The sequence below is a fragment of the Georgenia wangjunii genome (assembly GCF_036421975.1).
GTDB classification, from domain to species: Bacteria; Actinomycetota; Actinomycetes; order Actinomycetales; family Actinomycetaceae; genus Georgenia_A; species Georgenia_A wangjunii.
In genome coordinates this window covers 313911-332052 of sequence record NZ_JAZGON010000001.1, presented here as the reverse complement: position 1 = coordinate 332052, position 18142 = coordinate 313911, and the positions used below count along the sequence as shown (strand labels likewise).

The window sequence follows — 18142 nt, the reverse complement described above, 5'->3', positions numbered from 1 at the left end:
CCCACATCGTGGAGACCCAGCTCGAGCAGGCCTACTCCGAGGTCCTGCGACGCAACCCCGGCGAGGCCGAGTTCCACCAGGCCGTCCAGGAGGTCTTCGAGTCGCTCGGACCGGTCCTGCGCAAGAACCCCGACTACGTCGACGCCGCGGTGCTCGAGCGGATCTGCGAGCCGGAGCGCCAGATCATCTTCCGCGTCCCTTGGGTGGACGACGCCGGCCAGGTGCAGATCAACCGCGGGTTCCGGGTCGAGTTCAACTCCGCGCTCGGCCCGTACAAGGGCGGCCTGCGCTTCCACCCGTCCGTCTACCTCGGCATCGTCAAGTTCCTCGGCTTCGAGCAGATCTTCAAGAACTCGCTCTCCGGGATGCCGATCGGTGGTGGCAAGGGCGGCTCGGACTTCGACCCCCGCGGGCGCAGCAGCGGCGAGGTCATGCGCTTCTGCCAGGCGTTCATGACCGAGCTCTACCGTCACCTCGGCGAGTACACCGACGTCCCGGCGGGTGACATCGGCGTGGGTGGGCGCGAGATCGGCTACCTCTTCGGTCAGTACAAGCGGATCACCAACCGGTACGAGTCCGGCGTGCTCACGGGCAAGGGCGTCTCGTGGGGTGGCTCGCTCGTCCGCACCGAGGCCACCGGGTACGGCGCCGTGCTCTTCACCGAGCAGATGCTGCGCACCCGAGGGGAGCAGCTCGACGGCCAGCGCGTCGTCGTCTCCGGGTCCGGGAACGTCGCGATCTACGCCATCGAGAAGGCGCAGCAGCTCGGGGCCAAGGTCGTGGCCTTCTCCGACTCCTCGGGCTACGTCGTCGACGAGGCGGGCGTCGACCTCGACCTCCTCAAGGAGGTCAAGCTCAACGAGCGCGGTCGCGCCAAGGACTACGTCGACCGGCGCGCCAAGGCCAGCCTCGTCACCGACGGCTCCATCTGGGACGTGCCGGCGACCGTCGCACTGCCGTGCGCGACGCAGAACGAGCTGACGGCCGACGACGCGCGCTCGCTCCTGAGCAACGGCGTGCGCGCCGTCGCCGAGGGCGCGAACATGCCGACGACGCCCGAGGCCGTGCGCCTGTTCCAGGAGAACGGGGTGCTCTTCGGCCCCGGCAAGGCCGCGAACGCCGGCGGTGTGGCGACCTCCGCGCTCGAGATGCAGCAGAACGCCAGCCGCGACTCGTGGGACTTCGCCTACACGGAGTCGCGCCTCGCGGACATCATGACGGGCGTGCACGACCGCTGCGCCGCCACCGCGGACGAGTACGGCCGCCCCGGGGACTACGTCCTCGGCGCGAACGTCGCCGGTTTCATCAAGGTCGCCGACGCCATGCTGGCCCTCGGCGTCATCTGATGGCCATCGCCGTCGAGATCGCTGTCCAGGACGTCGACGGCGCCCGGGTGGCGCGCGACGGCGGGGCGGCGCGCGTCGAGCTGTGCAGCGCGCTCGGCCTCGGCGGCCTCACGCCGAGCATCGGCCTCGCCGAGGCGGTCGTCGGCGCGGGCATCGACGTGCACGCGCTCGTCCGCCCCCGTGCCGGGGGCTTCGCGTTCACCGCCACGGAGGTCTCGGTCATGGTCCGGGACATCGAGGCGCTCGTGGACGTCGGGGTGCGCGGCGTCGTCGTCGGCGCGCTCACGGCGGACGGGCGGCTCGACCGGCACGCCCTCAAGGCCCTCGTCCGTGCCGCCGAGGGGCGCGAGGTCACACTGCACCGCTGCCTCGACGTCCTCCCCGACCCCGCCGCCGCCCTCGACGAGGTCGCCGGGCTCGGTATCGCCCGGGTGCTCACCTCGGGGGGCGCCGGGCGCGCGATCGACGGTGCCGCGCCCCTCGCCGCCCTGGTCGAACGGGCCGCCGGGCGGGTCCAGGTCATGGCCGGTGGTGGCGTGCGCCCCGAGGACGTCCCTGCGCTCGCCGCCCTCGGCGTCGACGCGGTCCACCTCTCGGCGCGCGCGAGCACGGACGCCGCCGGCGCGGCCGGTCCCGGCGGGGGCCCGGCCGCCTACGACATCACGGACCCGGCGCTCGTGGCGGCGGCGGTCGCGGCGGCCGGCTGACGCCTCCTGCTCGCTGGCGCACCGCTGAGGTGCGCGCACGCCGCCGCCGAGGCCCTGCCGTGAGACCGCACCCTTGTGGGTCCCGGGGCCTGCTGGACGGTGCGGTCTCACCCAGGAGGGTGCGGTCTCACCGCGGCGTGACCCGTTGGCGACGCAGCGCGTCGACGAGTGCGACGAGGAGCGCGAGGGTGACGAGCCCGATCGTCACGCGCAGCCCGACGGCGAGCGCCTCGCCGTACCCCTCCACGCTCGGCCCGGTCGCCGCGAGCGTCGTGAAGAAGACGGCGGTCGTCACGGCGACGCCGATCGAGGTGCCGATCCGCTGGACCGTCTGGATGGTCGCCCCGGCGGTGCCGCCCTGGGCGACCGGCACGTCCGCGAGCGCGAGCGTCTGGTTCGGGGAGATGACGAAGCCGTTGCCCACGCCGGCGACGGACAGGCACGCGGCCACGACCCACGGCAGGAGCTCCGGGTCGACGACCGTCGCGGCGACGTCCGTGGCGACGAGGCCCACGATGACCGTGACGATGCCGGCGACGACTAGCCAACGTCCGTACCGCGTGACGAGCCGCCCGCCGGCGATGGCTCCGACGGCGCCGCCGAGCGCGAACGGCGTCTGGACGAGGCCGGCCTGGAGCGGTGAGAGGCCGAGCCCGTTCTGGAGGTAGAGGGTCACGATGAGGAAGATGCTCGTGAACCCGGCGAAGTAGGCGCCACCGATGCCGGCGCCGAACGTGAAGGAGCGGGTGCGTGCGAGCGCGGCCGTGACGACCGGGCGCCCGCCACGCCGTTCGAAGCGCCGCTCCCACCACACGAACGTCGCGAGGACGACGACGGCCACGCCCACGAGCCACCAGGGGGCGGACGACAGCCCGCCGCCCTCCGACGCGACGACGAACGGCAGCATGAGGCAGATCGTCCCCACGCCGAGGGTGGCGAGGCCGATGACGTCGAGGCGCAGCGGGCCGGGGACGCGGGCGGTCCGGGGCAGCAGCTTCCACGCCAGCGGGAGGAGGACGAGGCCGATCGGGACGTTGACGAGGAACACCGCGCGCCAGCCCTGCTCCTCGCCGAAGGCGGCGAGCAGCACCCCGCCGATCAGGGGTCCCGTGGCGGTGGAGATCCCGACGACGGCACCGAACATCCCGAACGCCCGCCCGCGCTCGGGACCCTGGAAGAGCTGCTGGATGAGCCCGACCACCTGGGGGTTGAGGATGCCGGCCGCGACGCCCTGGACGAGCCGCACGACGGCGAGCGCGGACGCGGACGTCACGAGCCCGCACGCCGCAGAGGCGAGGACGAAGCCGGCGAGGCCGATGAGGAACATCCGTCGCCGTCCGATCGCGTCGCCGAGCCTGCCCGCCGGGACGAGGACGAGGCCGAACGCGAGGGTGTAACCGGCGACGATCCACTGCAGGTCGCTCGGGCTCGCCGCGAGCGAGGACTCGATCGAGGGCAGCGCGACGTTGACGATGGAGACGTCGAGCAGGGCCATGAACCCGGCACCGAGGCAGACCGCGAACGCCGGCCACCGGTCGTCGCGCGCGTCCGCGCCGCGGGAGGGGGATGTCACCGCACAGTCCTAGCAGGTGCGCCCCCGACCGGCGACGCGTGCCCGCCCGACCCGGAGGTGGTGCCCCTCACGACAGCCGGCGGTGCCCGCAGGGGCCGTGGCACCGCCCGGCCCTCGACCGCGGGTACCGGGCGCCGATATGGTGAGCAAGGTCACGCTGTCGTGCTCGCCCGTCCTGAGGAAGTCCCATGCCCGATGCCCACCTCCGCCCCCGCGGGGCGCTGCGCCGGCCGGTAGCGGCGCTCGGCGCCGCCGGTCTCCTTACCGCCGGCCTCGGCGCCCTGCCCGCTGCCGCGGTCGTCGGCGACGACGGCACCGTCACCGTCGACGTCCTCGGCATCAACGACTTCCACGGCCGCATCTCGCGCACCCTCGACGACGACGGGGTCGTCACGCAGGCCGGCGCCGTCGCGCTCGCGGGGGCGGTCGCCGCGGCCCGGGCGGAGAACGAGGACACGGTCTTCGTCTCCGCCGGCGACAACATCGGTGCCTCGACGTTCACGTCGATGGTCGCGAACGACCAGCCGACCCTCGACGTGCTCAAGGCGATGGGCCTCGATGCCTCCGCCGTCGGCAACCACGAGCTCGACCAGGGCCAGGACGCGCTCAACGCGCGCATCGCGGGCGACCCCGACCTCTTCCCCTACCTCGCCGCCAACGTCTCCGGCGCGAGCGACTACGAGGACTACGTCGTCGTCGAGACGCCGAGCGGGGTGAGCGTCGGCCTCGTCGGCGTCGTCACGCCGACCGTCCCCTCGCTCGTCACCCCGGCCGGCATCGAGGGCCTCGACTTCGCCGGCATGAGCGAGAGCGCGAACGCTGTCGCCGCCCAGCTCTCCGACGGCGACGACGGCAACGGCGAGGCGGACGTCGTCGTCGTCCTCGCGCACGACGGCGCGAGCGGGGGCGAGCTCGCGGACGCCACCGACGACAGCCCCTTCGGCGAGCTCGTCACGCAGGCCTCGGCGGACATCGACGTCATCTTCTCCGGGCACACCCACACCGCGTACGCCCACGTCCTCGAGCGCGACGGCGGTGACCTCGCCGTCGTCCAGGCCGGCTCCTTCGGGGAGCTGCTCGGCAGGATCTCCCTCACGTACGACCCCGACGCGGACGCCGTCACCGGCGTCACGACCGAGCTCGTCGACCTCACCGGCGACGTCCCGCTCGACGAGGGCGAGGTGGCGGACATCGTCGCGGCCGCCGAGGCGGAGGCCGAGGTGCTCGGCGCCGTCGTCCTCGGGGAGATCTCCGGGGACCTCAACCGGGCCCGGCAGGGCGACGGCAGCGAGAACCGGGGCGGGGAGTCGACCCTCGGCAACCTCATCGCCGACGTCCAGCTGTGGGCGACGGCCGACCTCGGCGCCGACCTCGCGATCATGAACCCTGGCGGCATCCGCGCCGACCTCGCCTTCGCGGGGGAGGCCGGGAGCGAGACGAACGTCGACGGCGCGGTGACGTACGAGGAGGCGGCGACCGTCCAGCCGTTCGCCAACACGCTCGTGACGATGGAGCTCACCGGCGCGCAGGTCATGAGCATCCTCGAGGAGCAGTGGCAGCCCGAGGGTGCGAGCCGCCCCTTCCTCAAGCTGGGCGTCTCCTCCGGTCTCACGTACCTGTACGACCCCCAGGCCGGGCGCGGCGAGCGCATCACCCACGCCTACCTGGACGGGGAGGTCCTCGACCCGGAGGCGACGTACACCGTGACGACGAACTCGTTCCTCGCCTCCGGCGGTGACAACTTCTCGACCTTCGCGGAGGGGACGGGCGTCGCCGACTCGGGCCGGGTCGACCTCCAGGCGTTCGTCGACTACCTCGCCGAGGCCGCCGAGGCCGGCACGCCCGTCGCCCCCGACCACGTCCAGCGCGCCATCGGGGTCAGCTGGGTCTCCGACCCGAACGCCGTCTACGCGCCGGGGGACGAGGTCGCCGTCGACCTCTCCTCGCTCGCCTTCAGCACGTCCGAGCCGAAGCCCGCCGAGCTACGGCTCGTGCTCGGCGACGTCGAGGTCGGGACCGCCGCCGTGGACGCGTCGCCGGTGGACGGGACCGACGAGGGGGGCCGCGCGCAGGTCCGCGTGACGGTCCCGGAGCTCGCGGGCCTCATCGAGCCCGAGCCCATGCAGCTCAAGGCCTACGACGACGTCAACGGCTACTACGTGTGGGTCGACGTGCTCGTCGGGCCGCAGGAGACGGCCGTGCCCTCCCCGACGCCCGAGCCGACGACGACGGTGCCCGCCCCGGTGGCGACGACGCCGGATGACGGCGGTGCGCTGCCCTCGACGGGTGCCGCCACCCACGCCCCGCTCCTCGCCGCCCTCGTCATGGCGCTCATCGGTGCCCTCCTCGTCGCGGCGGTCCGGCGCTGGGACGCCCTCGCGGAGTAGGGGAGCGGGTCGCGGAGCCGTCCAGCTGTGCTGAGGATCCCGCAGGTCTGGCCTGACAGGTCCTCAGCGCAGTGGCATCCGGGGCGGCTGGTTACCGTGGGTGCATGGCGCGCAGACGGGTGGACCCCCTCGAGGGCATGGCGGCGGTGCGGACATGGCTCGCGGCCGAGGCCGCCGAGAGTGCGGCCGGGCCCACCGGCGCCGACGTCCCCGTGGCCGTCGTGCGCACCGCGGTGCGCTTCACCCTCGAGGAGCTGGCCGCCAGCTCCCCGGGCCGCTCGGTCGAGGTGCGGGTCCCGCCGCACGGCGCCGTGCAGGCGATCGTGGGGCCACGGCACACGCGGGGGACGCCGCCCAACGTCGTCGAGACGGACCCGCAGACCTGGCTCGCGCTCGCGACCGGACGGCTCAGCTGGGCCGCCGCGATGGGGAACGGGCGGGTGACCGCCTCCGGCGCCCGTGCCGACCTCACCGGCGTCCTGCCGCTGGTCACGAGGTAGGTTCGGTCGGTGAGCACCCACGACGACGCGCGCCCCGACGTCGGCGCCACGACGCCCACGGACGCACCCGAGACGACGGCCGGGCCCGTCCCCACGTCCGGCGACCAGCCGACGAGCGCCGCGGCCCCTGCTCACACGGCTGCGCCGGCCGAGGGTGACGCGGCCACCGCGCCCGCTCCCGCCGCCGCGCCGGCGGAGGACCGCACCCTCATCGACCCGGCCACGCTGCGCCGCGCGCCGCGCTACGGGCGGTTCGCCTTCGTCGGCGTCCTGCTCGGGGCCCTCGCCTCGCTCGTCCTCGCGCTGCTCCCCGGCGGGGGCTCGGACCTCGGTACCGGAACCCTCTTCCTCCTCCTCTTCATCGCCCTCGGCAGCCTCGGTGCGCTCCTCGGTGCCCTCGCGGCCGTCCTCGCCGAGCGGCGCTCGGTGCGCCGTCGTCCTGCCCGGGACGCGCTCCGCCCGTAGTCTCGGGCCGTGGCCCCCCGACACGTCAGACTCGCTGCCGCCCCGCCCGACCGCGTCCGGCAGGCGCTGGACGAGCTGCTCGCGGAGCTGGAGATCCCGCTCACCTTCTCGTCGGCCGCCCTCGCCGAGGCGGAGCACGCGGCCGCCGGCCCACCCCCGGCGCACGCGGACCGGACGGACCTCGCCGTCGTCACCATCGACCCGCCCGGCTCGCGGGACCTCGACCAGGCCGTCCACCTCGCCCGCGCCGACGACGGCGGGTTCGTCGTCCACTACGCGATCGCCGACGTCGCCTCCTTCGTCGTCCCCGGCGGCGCCCTGGACCGGAGCGTCCACGAACGTGGCGTGACCGTGTACGGCCCCACCGGGTCGGTCCCGCTCCATCCCGAGGTCCTCAGCGCCGGTGCCGCGAGCCTGCTCCCGGACGAGGTCCGCCCCGCCTGCCTGTGGCGCATCGTGCTCGACGCCGACGGTGCGATCCGCGACGCCTCGGTGAGCCGGGCGCTCGTCCGCAGCCGCGCCCAGCTCACGTACGCGCAGGTCCAGGCGGTCCTCGACGGGGGCGCCGATCCGGCCGTGCCGGCAGAGCTGCCGGACCTGCTCCGCGAGGTCGGCACCGCCCGGCAGCGGAAGGAGAGCGAGCGCGGCGGGATGTCCCTCGACATCCCCGAGCAGTCGGTCATCCCCGCGAACGGCGGCTACGAGCTCGAGCTGCGCGCCACCCTGCCGGTAGAGGGCTGGAACGCCCAGATCTCCCTCCTCACCGGCATCGCCGCAGCGGCGATCATGCGTGAGTACGGCACGGGCGTCCTGCGGACCCTGCCCGACGCCGACCCGCGGGACGTGGCCCGCCTGCGCCGTACTGCCGAGGCCCTCGGGATCGACTGGCCCGGCGGCCGGTCCTACGGGGAGCTCATCCGCGCGCTCGACGCCGCCGTCCCGGCGCACGCCGCGTTCCTCAACGAGGCGACGTCGCTCTTCCGCGGTGCGGACTACCACGCCTTCGGCGCCGGCATCGAGGACGAGCAGCAGTCCGGCACCCGGCACGCGGCCATCGCCGCCGAGTACGCCCACGTCACCGCCCCGCTGCGCCGCCTCGTCGACCGCTACGGCCTCGAGGTGTGCCTCGCGGCGTGCGCGGGGACGGCCGTGCCCGAGTGGGTCCTCGAGGCGCTGCCCGGCCTTCCCCGCACGATGGCGCGCACGACGCAGCGGGCGAGCCGCTTCGAGAACGGGGCCGTCGACACCGTCGAGGCGCTCGTGCTCGAGGGGTCGGTCGGCGAGATGTTCGAGGCCGTCGTCATCGAGGTCGAGGACCACGGCCGGGCGGACGGCGGCGCGGCGTCCGACGGCGCACCGGGCCGCAGCGGCGGTGCCGACGGGAACGGCAACGGCAGCGCGGACGGCCTCGGGCGGGGGACCGTCATGCTGACGGCACCTCCCGTCGAGGGACGCGTGCGCGGGCGTGACCTGCCCCTGGGGGAGAGGGTCCGGGTGCGCCTCGTCGAGGTCGACGTCGTCCGGCGGCGCATCGACTTCGAGCTCGTGCGGGCCTGAGCGCACACCGGAGCGTCCGGCCCTGAGACCCGAGGCGGCGGTCGGGCGGGTGTGTGGGACCATAGGCAGGTGGCACGCGGAGACGGACGGCTGACCCACGACCTCTTGCCCGGAGAGAAGGGGCCGCAGGACGAGTGCGGCGTCTTCGGTGTCTGGGCCCCCGGCGAGGACGTCGCCCGGCTGACGTACTTCGGCATCTACGCACTCCAGCACCGTGGCCAGGAGTCGGCGGGCATCGCCGCCAGCAACGGTGAGCAGATCCTCGTCTACAAGGACATGGGCCTCGTCTCGCAGGTCTTCGACGACCGCGCCCTGTCCGCGCTCACCGGCCACATCGCCATCGGGCACGTGCGGTACTCCACGACCGGCGCCAGCGCGTGGGAGAACGCCCAGCCCACGCTCGGCCCCACGGCGTCGGGCACCGTCGCCGTCGGGCACAACGGCAACCTCACGAACACCCGCGAGCTCATGGCCCTCGTGCACGAGCGTTACGGCACCGACCTGCGCGGCGAGCTCGGGCGCGGCAGCTCGACGGACACCGCCGTCGTCACCGCCCTCCTCGCGGGGATGGTCGGTGAGGACGCCGAGCCCACGGGCACCCTCGAGAGCACCGCGATGAACGTCCTGCCCATGCTCGAGGGTGCCTTCTCCCTCGCGTTCATGGACGAGCACACGCTCTACGCGGCGCGCGACCCCCACGGCTTCCGGCCACTCGTCCTCGGCCGCCTCGAGCGCGGCTGGGCCGTGGCCTCGGAGACGGCGGCCCTCGACATCGTCGGTGCGACCTTCATCCGCGAGATCGAGCCGGGCGAGCTCATCGTCATCGACGAGGACGGACTGCGCTCCCAGCGTTTTGCGGAGGCGACGCCGCGCGGGTGCGTCTTCGAGTACGTCTACCTCGCTCGCCCGGACACGAACATCGCGGGACGCTCCGTCAACGCCTCCCGCACCGAGATGGGCCGGGTGCTCGCCCGCGAGCACCCCGTCGAGGCGGACCTCGTCATCCCCACCCCGGAGTCCGGCACGCCGGCGGCGATCGGCTACGCCCAGGAGTCCGGCATCCCGTTCGCCCAGGGGCTCGTCAAGAACACGTACGTCGGCCGCACGTTCATCCAGCCGACGGACACGATCCGCCAGCTCGGCATCCGGCTCAAGCTCAACCCGCTGCGCGAGGTCATCGCCGGCAAGCGCCTCGTCGTCGTCGACGACTCGATCGTGCGCGGGAACACCCAGCGGGCGCTCGTGCGGATGCTGCGCGAGGCCGGCGCGGCGGAGGTGCACGTGCGCATCTCCTCCCCGCCCGTGAAGTGGCCCTGCTTCTTCGGGATCGACTTCGCCACGCGCGCCGAGCTCATCGCCAACGGGCTCACGACGAACGAGATCCGGGACTCCCTCGGCGCCAACTCGCTCGGCTACATCTCCACCGAGGGCATGATCGCGGCGACGACGATCCCCGCGGAGCGCCTGTGCACCGCGTGCTTCACGGGTGCCTACCCGATCGAGGTCCGCGACGGGACGTCGGCGTCGGGCTGCGACACCGCCGGGAGCCCTAGCCCGCGGGCTCGCCGGACCGCGGCCCCCGGACCGGGGCCACTGACGAGCACAGGAGCGGGAGCGGTATGAGCGCCGACGTACGGGGACCGGTGACCTACGCCTCCGCCGGGGTCGACACGGAGGCCGGGGACGTCGCCGTCGAGCTCATGAAGGAGGCGGTCCGCGCGACGCACTCCTCCGCCGTCGTCGGGGGCGTGGGCGGCTTCGCCGGGATGTACGACGCCTCGGCGCTCCTGCGGTTCACGCGCCCGCTGCTCGCGACGTCGACGGACGGCGTCGGCACGAAGGTCGCCATCGCCCAGGCGCTCGGCATCCACGACACGATCGGGCACGACCTCGTCGGCATGGTCGTCGACGACATCGTCGTGGTCGGCGCCGAGCCCCTCGTCATGACGGACTACATCGCGTGCGGCCGGCTCGTGCCGGAGCGGATCGCCGCCATCGTGCGCGGGATCGCGGAGGCGTGCGTCCTCACCGGGACGTCCCTCGTCGGCGGCGAGACCGCTGAGCACCCCGGCCTGCTCGGCCCGGACGAGTACGACGTCGCCGGCGCCGCCACGGGTGTCGTCGAGGCGGCGGACGTGCTCGGGCCGGACCGCGTGCGCGAGGGCGACGTCCTCATCGCCATGGCGTCCTCGGGCCTGCACTCCAACGGTTACTCGCTCGTGCGTCGCGTGCTCGAGGTCTCCGGCTGGGGCCTCGAGCGCTCGGTGCCCGAGCTCGGTCGCACCCTGGGGGAGGAGCTCCTCACCCCGACCCGCCTGTACACGCGCGCCTGCCTCGACCTGGCCCGCGCGGACGAGGTGGACCTCCACGCCCTCAGCCACGTGACGGGCGGGGGCCTCGCCGCCAACCTCGCCCGCGTCCTGCCCCCCGGGCTCGTCGCGGACGTCGAGCGCGGCTCGTGGACGGTGCCTCCCATCTTCGACCTCGTGCGGCGGCTCGGTCCCGTGCCGTGGGACGACCTCGAGCAGACCCTCAACCTCGGCGTCGGCATGATCGCCGTCGTCGCGAGCGGCTCCGTCGAGGAGGCGGTGCGCCGCTGCGCGGGTGCCGGTATCCGCGCCTGGACGCTGGGCGAGGTCCGCGCCCCGCGCGCGGACGACGACGGCGCCCTCGTCACCGGCACTAAGGGCGTGCGCGGCGGCGCGGTGCGCATGCACGGCACCTACCGCACCGCCTGACCCCGACGTACGTCCCCCCCCGGGAGGGCGGACCGGCCCGAGAGCGGACCGGCTCGCGGGCGGCCCGCCGGCCCGGCCAGCCCCGCCTCAGCGGGTGGCGTGGACGGGGCTGGGCCGCAGGGGGGACGCGTGCGGGCGCCGGGCCTCGGGGCGGGCGCGCCGAGGTGCACGGGCGAGGCGCCGCCCGGCGGGGTCGCCGGAGGGCCGTGCAGCTCGCCGTGCGCCGGAGCTCCGGTGCATGCGCCGGGGCGCACCGACGAGCCGCGCGGCCTGCGGACCACGGACGTCAGCAGGCTCGTCCAGCACAGGGCTGGGCGGGACCTGCCGAGGGGTCAACGAGCGCTCGGCTCGACGCCCCAGTCGTCCTCGTCCACGGCGGGGGGAATCTCTAACTCTGCGCGACGCTGTGCGTCGCGCTCGCTTGACGTGAGCTCTCGTTCGAGAGCTCGGTAGTCGGTCTCCGGGCTGTAGTACTTCAGCCGGCGAGCGACCTTCGTCTGCTTGGCCTTTTGACGGCCGCGCCCCATGGCGTCGACCCCCTCCAACGTAGAAGCGGGGCAGGCACCGATGTCCGGTGCGGCCCCGTGTATGTGGTCATGTATGTGTCGTGTGGCCACCGTACATGGTCGCCGGGCAGAACGACCATCCGGGACCGGTCAGCGGACCTGCAGCCCCTGACCGCCGCGCGTCGGCGAGCGCCCACGGCGCAGCGCGCCCGCCTGGGACCAAGGTCCACATTTCGCCCAAACCGCGCTCGTTAGCCTGAGAAGGACCCGCGGAAGTCAACGCATCCACGCGATGTATCGGTGGCCTCGGCCACCGGGATGGGGACGACATGGACGACTGGCAGGACGAAGAGACGCTGCTCACACCGGGTGAGGTGGCGATGCGGTTCCGGGTGGACCCGAAGACGGTGACCCGGTGGGCCAACGCCGGGAAGCTGTCCGTCGTGCGAACCCTCGGCGGGCATCGGCGCTACCTGCGCAGCGAGGTTGATGTCCTGCTCACGGCGCACGGGCTCACGCAGTCGAGCGCCGGCACCTCGTAGGCCCGACGGGGCACACCCGCCGCGGTGGCGCAGCGGGTGTGCCGGCAGCGCCCTCGCCCGGCAGCGCACTGCCGCCAGCACACTGGCGACTGCGCACTGCCGTCTGCGGGCCTGCCGTCGGCGCCTCGCGCGGCGTAACTAGCGCCCGCGCTTGACGCGGACGACGAGCGCGGTGAGGGCGACCGCCACGCCGGCACCGAGGAAGCCGACCGACTTCGGGTCCCCGCCCTTGACGTCCTCGAGGAAGTTCTTCGCCTGGACGCGCAGGTCCTCCACGGTCTGGCGGGCGGACGCGCTCGTGCGGTCGACTGCCTCGCGCACGCTGTTCTTCGCGTTCTCCACCTGCTTGCGCGGGTCGAGCATCTCGCTCAGCTCGTTGACGGTGCTCGTGAGCTCGGCGCGCGTGCGTGCCAGGTCGGACTCGATCTGGGTGGCGCTGCGCGTGTCCTTCGCGTCCTTGGCGTCGTCGCTCATGACTGGATCCCCTTCTTCACCGCGTCGATGTCGCGCTTGACGTTCTTCTTCGCCGCGTCCGGGGTGGGGGGAGCCCCCGCCTCCAGGCGCTTCTTCCCCAGCAGGGCCGCGATCGCGGCGATGATGAGAAGGACGACGCCGACGATGATGGCGGAGAGCCAGGCCGGAACGGCCTCGGCGAGTCCGAGGACCGCGGCCGCGATGAGGACGGCGAGCCCGAAGAAGCCGAAGAGGGCCGCGGCGGCGAAGATGCCGACCCCGACGCCGAGCTGCTTGCCCTTCGCGGCGATCTCGGTCTGCGCGAGCTTGAGCTCGTCGCGCACGAGGCGGGAGAACTGGTCGGAGAGCCGGGCGACGAGCTCACCGACCGTCGGCCCCGACTTTCCCGGGGTGCCCGGCATGGCTGTTGCTCCGGTTGCGTGCTGTGCGGGATCGTCCACCGCGATACCTCTCCTCCGTGCACGGGGCGCACGGTGTGCGCCCGGGGGCGGTCTGCCCGTGGCCCCATGATTGCGGGCGGGCGCTCCTGGTGCACCTCGGTCCGCCGTCGGGTCGGGCCCGGGCGCCCCGCAGGTGCCCGTGGTGATCGATGACGACACCTGGTGGCGCCCGGGTGGCGCCGTGGTGAACGTTTCATGTCTCGTCACATGAGACGTTGACTCATCCTGGTCGCAGCCCTGACAATCGGGTTGCCCGCACATGGCGATCGCGCACACTGGCGTGCGCGTCGGAGCCCGCAGTTGGTCGACGACAGGAGTGGTAGTGAGCCGTACTTCCCGCAGTGCCCGCACGAGCAGGAGGGGTGGCGTCGCGGCAGCGGCCGCCGGCGCGCTCCTGCTGTCCCCGGTTGTCGGCCTCGCGCCGGCCGCAGCCGGCCCGATATCCACTCCGTTCCTCCTGGCGGACGGCCCGGTCTTCATCAGCGAGATCCACTACGACAACCAGGGAGCTGACGTCGGCGAGGCCGTCGAGGTCCAGGCCCCCGTCGGCACGGACCTCACCGGTTGGACGGTCGTCCCGTACAACGGCAACAACGGGGCTCCGTACACCCCGACGGGGACGCTGGACGGGACGGTGCCCGCCGCGGGCGTCGTCACGGTGGAGATCGCGGGGCTGCAGAACGGCGCCCCCGACGGCGTCGCGCTCGTCGACGCCGACGGCGCCCTCGTGGAGTTCCTCTCCTACGAGGGGGAGTTCACCGGGATCGGCGGGCCGGCCGACGCGGTCGACAGCACCGACATCGGTGTCCTCCAGTCGGGCAGCGACCCCGTCGGCGAGTCGCTCCAGCGCATCGACGGCGTGTGGACCGGCCCGGCGCCGAGCTCCTTCGGCACGCTCAACACGCCTCCCGAGGGTCCGGGGGACCCGGTCGAGGTGACCATCGCTGAGATCCAGGGCACCGGGGAAGCCTCACCGCTGGCCGGCTCCGCCGTCATCACGACCGGTGTCGTCACGGCGGTCTACCCGGACGGGAACCTCGACGGCGCGTACATCCAGACGCCCGGCACGGGCGCGGACCTCGAGGGCCACGACGCCTCGCACGGCGTCTTCGTCTACGGCCCGGACCTCGCTGACGCCGTCGCCGTCGGCGACTACGTCGAGGTGACGGGCGAGGTCGAGGAGTTCAACGGCCTCACCGAGGTCGTCGACGTCACGTGGGAGGTCCTCGACGAGGTGGTCGAGGACGTCGTCCCGGCCGAGATCGTCTTCCCGGAGACCGACGCCGAGCGCGAGGTCTACGAGGGCATGCTCATCGCTCCGCAGGGCGCGTACACGGTGACGGACACCTACCCGACCAACCGCTACGGGAGCGTCGGCCTCGCCACCGGTGAGGAGCCGCTGCGCCAGCCGACCGACGTCGCCCGTCCCGGCACCGCCGACGCCGACGCCGTCATCGCGGACAACGCGGCCCGCGCCGTCACCCTCGACGACGGGTCGAGCTGGGACTACACGAACTTCGACCAGGACAACCACGAGACGGCAGTCCCCTACCTCAGCCTGGACAACCCGGTCCGGGTAGGCGCTGCGGTCACGTTCACGGACCCGGTCATCCTCGACTACCGGTTCCAGTGGAACTTCCAGCCGACCACGCAGGTGACCGGCGACAACGACGCGGCGCCCGTGACGTTCGAGAACACCCGCACGGCGGCGCCCGAGGCCGTCGGCGGCGACGTCCAGGTCGCCAGCTTCAACGTCCTCAACTACTTCACGAGCCTCGGCGCGGACGAGGCGGGCTGCGAGTTCTTCGCCGACCGTGAGGGCAACCCGACGACCACCGACTTCTGCGACGTCCGCGGCGCCTACGACGAGGAGAACCTCGCCCGGCAGACCGCGAAGATCGTCGCGGCCATCCTCGCGCTCGACGCCGACGTGGTCGGGCTCCTCGAGATCGAGAACTCGCGCACCTTCACCGAGGACGAGGACCGCGACGCCGCGCTCGCGGGTCTCGTCGACGCCCTCAACGCCGAGGCCGGCGAGGGCACGTGGGCGTACGTCGCCTCCCCGGAGGCCGTCCCGGCCGACGAGGACGTCATCCGCAACGCCTTCATCTACCGCCCCTCCGCCGTCGCCCCCGTCGGGGAGTCGGAGATCCTCATCGGGGACGAGGCGTTCTCGAACGCCCGTGAGCCGGTCGCCCAGGAGTTCGCCCTCGTCGGCGACGACGGCGAGCCGGTCGAGGGCGCGGACACCTTCATCGCCATCGCCAACCACTTCAAGTCGAAGGGCTCGCCCTCGGGCGCCACGGGCGGCAACGTCGACCAGGGCGACGGCCAGGGCTCGTGGAACGCCGACCGGGTCGAGCAGGCCGAGGCGCTCGTCGACTTCGCCGACGACCTCATCGCCGAGCTCGGCACGGACGTCGTCCTGCTCCTCGGTGACTTCAACGCCTACACGATGGAGGACCCGATGATGGTCCTCGACGAGGCGGGCTACACGAACGTCGGCCAGGAGCTGACGGGTGAGAGCACGTACTCCTTCTCGGGCCTCGTCGGCTCGCTCGACCACGTCCTCGTCCACGACCCGGCACTCGACCACGTGACCGGCGCGGACATCTGGAACATCAACGCCTACGAGGCGCTCGGGCTCGAGTACAGCCGGTACAACTACAACGTCACCGACCTGTACGACGAGAGCCCCTACCGCTCGAGCGACCACGACCCGCTCCTCGTCGGCCTCGAGCTCGACGGCCTCGTCGACCTCAGCTTCCTCGCCATCAACGACTTCCACGGCCGGCTCTTCGACTACGTCGAGGTCGAGGACGACGACGGTGAGCCGACGGGGGAGGTCCTCAACGCGACGCTGTCCTTCGCCGGCACGATCGAGGAGCTCCGCGCGGAGCACGGGGACGCCAGCACGCTGTTCTTCTCCTCGGGCGACAACATCGGGGCCTCGCTGTTCCCGTCCTCGCTCGCCGAGGACCGGCCCACGATCGAGCTCCTCAACGCGCTCGACCTCGCCACCTCGGCCGTGGGCAACCACGAGTTCGACGGCGGCTTCGACAACCTCACCGGCCAGGTCGACGACTGGGCGGACTTCTCCTACCTCGGGGCCAACGTCTACGAGGAGGGCACCGAGACCCCGGCGCTGCCGGAGTACGCGACCTTCGAGGTCCAGGGCCTCGACGTCGCCGTCATCGGCGCCGTCACCGAGGAGACGCCGACGCTCGTGAGCCCTGCCGGTGTGGCAGGCCTCGACTTCGGTGACCCCGTGGCCGCCGTCAACCGCGTCGCCGCACAGCTGAGCGACGGGGACCCCGCGAACGGGGAGGCGGACGTCATCCTCGCCGCGTACCACGAGGGCGCCGGCTTCACCGATGCGACGACGATCGAGGACGAGATCGCCGAGGGCGGCGTGTTCGCACGGATCGTCACCGAGACGAGCCCGCAGGTGGACGCGATCTTCAACGGCCACACCCACAAGGTCTACGCATGGGACGGCCCGGTCACGGGCGAGGCGGGCCAGTTCCGCCCGGTCATCCAGGGCGAGAGCTATGGCTCGTACGTCTCCCAGGTGGTCCTCACCGTGGACGCCGAGACGGGTGACGTCGCGGACTACAGCGCCCGCAACGTCCCCGTGACGCAGACGCCGTGGGAAGAGCTCGTCGCGACGTACCCCCGCGTGGCCGAGGCCAAGGTCATCCTCGACGAGGCCCTCGCCGAGGCGGACGAGCTCGGCAGCGTCGTCATCGGCGAGATCACGGCGGACATCACGACGGCGTACACGGTCGCCGAGGACGGTTCCCCGCGCCGCGACGACCGGAGCAGCGAGTCGACGCTCGGCAACCTCGTCGCCGACGCGCTCGTCAACCGGCTCTCGAGCGAGGAGCGGGGCGGCGCCACCATCGGCGTCGTCAACCCGGGCGGCCTGCGCGCGGACCTCTTCTACGAGGCGTCCGGGCAGGAGGAGGACGGAGAGGTGACGTTCGCGGAGGCGAACGCGGTGCTGCCCTTCCTCAACGAGCTGTGGACCCTCACGCTGACCGGCGAGCAGCTCGTCGAGATGCTCGAGCAGCAGTGGCAGCCGGAGGGAGCCTCGCGGACGTTCCTCAAGCTGGGCCTGTCGGAGAACGTCTCCTACACGTACGACCCGGACGCCCCGCGCGGCGAGCGGATCACCTCCGTCACGGTGGACGGGCTCCCGCTCGACCCCACGGGCGAGTACCGGGTCGGGACGTTCTCCTTCCTCGCGCAGGGCGGTGACAACTTCGGGGTCTTCACCGAGGCGAGCGACGTGCGCAACTCCGGTCTCATCGACCGCGACGCGTGGATCGCCTTCTTCGAGGAGAGCTCGCCGGTCTCGCCGCGCTACGCGAAGCACGCGACGGTCGTCGACCCCCTGCCCACCGACCTCGTCGCCGGTGAGACCGTCTCGTTCGAGGTGAGCGACCTCGACCTCACCTCGCTCGGCAGCCCGGCCAACACCTCGCTGCAGGTCTACCTCCTGCCGGCCGGCTTCGTCGGGGACGGGGACGAGGAGATCGAGGCGATCACCGGGTCCGCCGTCGTCGACGGTGCGGCGAGCGTGACGATGACCCTCAACGAGGACCTGAGCGGGGAGTACGTCGTGTACCTCATCGCCGAGCCGACGGGCACGCTCGTCCAGTTCCCCGTGACGATCACGGGCGACGACGGCCCGGGCCAGCCGACGCCGACGCCGACGCAGCCCGGCCAGCCGACCACCCCGCCCGGCGGTCCGGGCCTGCCGAGCACCGGTGCTGACCTCGGGGTGCTCGGCCTCGCGCTCATGCTGATGCTCCTCGGCGGCGCGGTCGCGGTGAGCCGCCGGGCGGTGACGCCCCGCGCGTAGACGCTTGCGGTCACGGGCCCCCGGTCAGCCACGGCTGACC

Annotated in this window: 14 protein-coding genes; 10 read left to right on the top strand and 4 right to left on the bottom strand. The window is 73.1% G+C overall.

Going from position 1 to position 18142, the window contains the following annotated elements:
- Positions 1-8: 8 nt before the first annotated feature.
- Positions 9-1346 carry an NADP-specific glutamate dehydrogenase gene (gene gdhA, locus V2J63_RS01470; RefSeq protein WP_331229197.1) on the top strand — a complete coding sequence of 446 codons (1338 nt, stop codon included), beginning with the start codon at positions 9-11 and terminating at the stop codon, positions 1344-1346.
- On the top strand, positions 1346-2053 hold the full coding sequence (locus V2J63_RS01465) for a copper homeostasis protein CutC (protein ID WP_331229196.1): 708 nt from the start codon (positions 1346-1348) through the stop codon (positions 2051-2053). The genes gdhA and V2J63_RS01465 overlap by 1 nt, the downstream gene beginning before the upstream one ends.
- Before the next feature lie 127 nt (positions 2054-2180).
- Here the strand turns inward: V2J63_RS01465 and V2J63_RS01460 are convergent, their stop codons facing one another.
- Entirely contained in the window at positions 2181-3626 is a 1446-nt protein-coding gene (locus tag V2J63_RS01460) for an MFS transporter (protein WP_331229195.1), read from the bottom strand.
- A 188-nt stretch (positions 3627-3814) separates the two neighbouring features.
- Between V2J63_RS01460 and V2J63_RS01455 the strand changes: the two genes are divergently transcribed.
- The 6 genes from V2J63_RS01455 (at position 3815) to purM (ending at position 11273) form a co-directional block, all read left to right on the top strand.
- A complete protein-coding gene (locus V2J63_RS01455; protein WP_331229194.1) occupies positions 3815-6013 on the top strand; it encodes a 5'-nucleotidase C-terminal domain-containing protein in 2199 nt (732 codons plus the stop codon).
- Between the two features lie 104 nt (positions 6014-6117).
- A complete protein-coding gene (locus V2J63_RS01450; RefSeq protein ID WP_331229193.1) occupies positions 6118-6513 on the top strand; it encodes a sterol carrier family protein in 396 nt (131 codons plus the stop codon).
- 9 nt (positions 6514-6522) lie between these two features.
- Positions 6523-6978, top strand: coding sequence for a hypothetical protein (locus tag V2J63_RS01445; protein ID WP_331229192.1), 456 nt, complete (start codon positions 6523-6525; stop codon positions 6976-6978).
- A 9-nt stretch (positions 6979-6987) separates the two neighbouring features.
- A complete protein-coding gene (locus V2J63_RS01440; RefSeq protein ID WP_331229191.1) occupies positions 6988-8535 on the top strand; it encodes an RNB domain-containing ribonuclease in 1548 nt (515 codons plus the stop codon).
- A gap of 69 nt (positions 8536-8604) precedes the next feature.
- On the top strand, positions 8605-10158 hold the full coding sequence (purF, locus tag V2J63_RS01435; RefSeq protein ID WP_331229190.1) for an amidophosphoribosyltransferase: 1554 nt from the start codon (positions 8605-8607) through the stop codon (positions 10156-10158).
- On the top strand, positions 10155-11273 hold the full coding sequence (purM, locus tag V2J63_RS01430; RefSeq protein WP_331229189.1) for a phosphoribosylformylglycinamidine cyclo-ligase: 1119 nt from the start codon (positions 10155-10157) through the stop codon (positions 11271-11273). The genes purF and purM overlap by 4 nt, the downstream gene beginning before the upstream one ends.
- A 332-nt stretch (positions 11274-11605) precedes the next feature.
- Here the strand turns inward: purM and V2J63_RS01425 are convergent, their stop codons facing one another.
- Entirely contained in the window at positions 11606-11800 is a 195-nt protein-coding gene (locus tag V2J63_RS01425; protein WP_331229665.1) for a DUF3073 domain-containing protein, read from the bottom strand.
- A 308-nt stretch (positions 11801-12108) separates the two neighbouring features.
- On the opposite strand from V2J63_RS01425, the gene V2J63_RS01420 reads away from it, so the two are divergent.
- Positions 12109-12321, top strand: coding sequence for a BldC family transcriptional regulator (locus tag V2J63_RS01420; RefSeq protein WP_331229188.1), 213 nt, complete (start codon positions 12109-12111; stop codon positions 12319-12321).
- A gap of 138 nt (positions 12322-12459) precedes the next feature.
- On the opposite strand, the gene V2J63_RS01415 is transcribed toward V2J63_RS01420, so the two are convergent.
- Positions 12460-12795: a DUF3618 domain-containing protein gene (locus V2J63_RS01415; protein WP_331229187.1), complete on the bottom strand. Its 336-nt coding sequence runs from the start codon at positions 12793-12795 to the stop codon at positions 12460-12462.
- On the bottom strand, positions 12792-13235 hold the full coding sequence (locus V2J63_RS01410; RefSeq protein ID WP_331229186.1) for a phage holin family protein: 444 nt from the start codon (positions 13233-13235) through the stop codon (positions 12792-12794). The genes V2J63_RS01415 and V2J63_RS01410 overlap by 4 nt, the downstream gene beginning before the upstream one ends.
- Before the next feature lie 322 nt (positions 13236-13557).
- Between V2J63_RS01410 and V2J63_RS01405 the strand changes: the two genes are divergently transcribed.
- Positions 13558-18102, top strand: a complete 4545-nt coding sequence (locus tag V2J63_RS01405; protein ID WP_331229185.1) for an ExeM/NucH family extracellular endonuclease — start codon at positions 13558-13560, stop codon at positions 18100-18102.
- Positions 18103-18142: the final 40 nt, after the last annotated feature.

Coding starts and splice junctions, on each gene's coding strand:
- V2J63_RS01455 (WP_331229194.1), top strand. CDS start 3,815: ATGCCCGATGCCCACCTCCGCCCCCGCGGGGCGCTGCGCCGGCCGGTA.
- V2J63_RS01420 (WP_331229188.1), top strand. CDS start 12,109: ATGGACGACTGGCAGGACGAAGAGACGCTGCTCACACCGGGTGAGGTG.
- V2J63_RS01450 (WP_331229193.1), top strand. CDS start 6,118: ATGGCGCGCAGACGGGTGGACCCCCTCGAGGGCATGGCGGCGGTGCGG.
- V2J63_RS01465 (WP_331229196.1), top strand. CDS start 1,346: ATGGCCATCGCCGTCGAGATCGCTGTCCAGGACGTCGACGGCGCCCGG.
- V2J63_RS01425 (WP_331229665.1), bottom strand. CDS start 11,800: ATGGGGCGCGGCCGTCAAAAGGCCAAGCAGACGAAGGTCGCTCGCCGG.
- purM (WP_331229189.1), top strand. CDS start 10,155: ATGAGCGCCGACGTACGGGGACCGGTGACCTACGCCTCCGCCGGGGTC.
- V2J63_RS01415 (WP_331229187.1), bottom strand. CDS start 12,795: ATGAGCGACGACGCCAAGGACGCGAAGGACACGCGCAGCGCCACCCAG.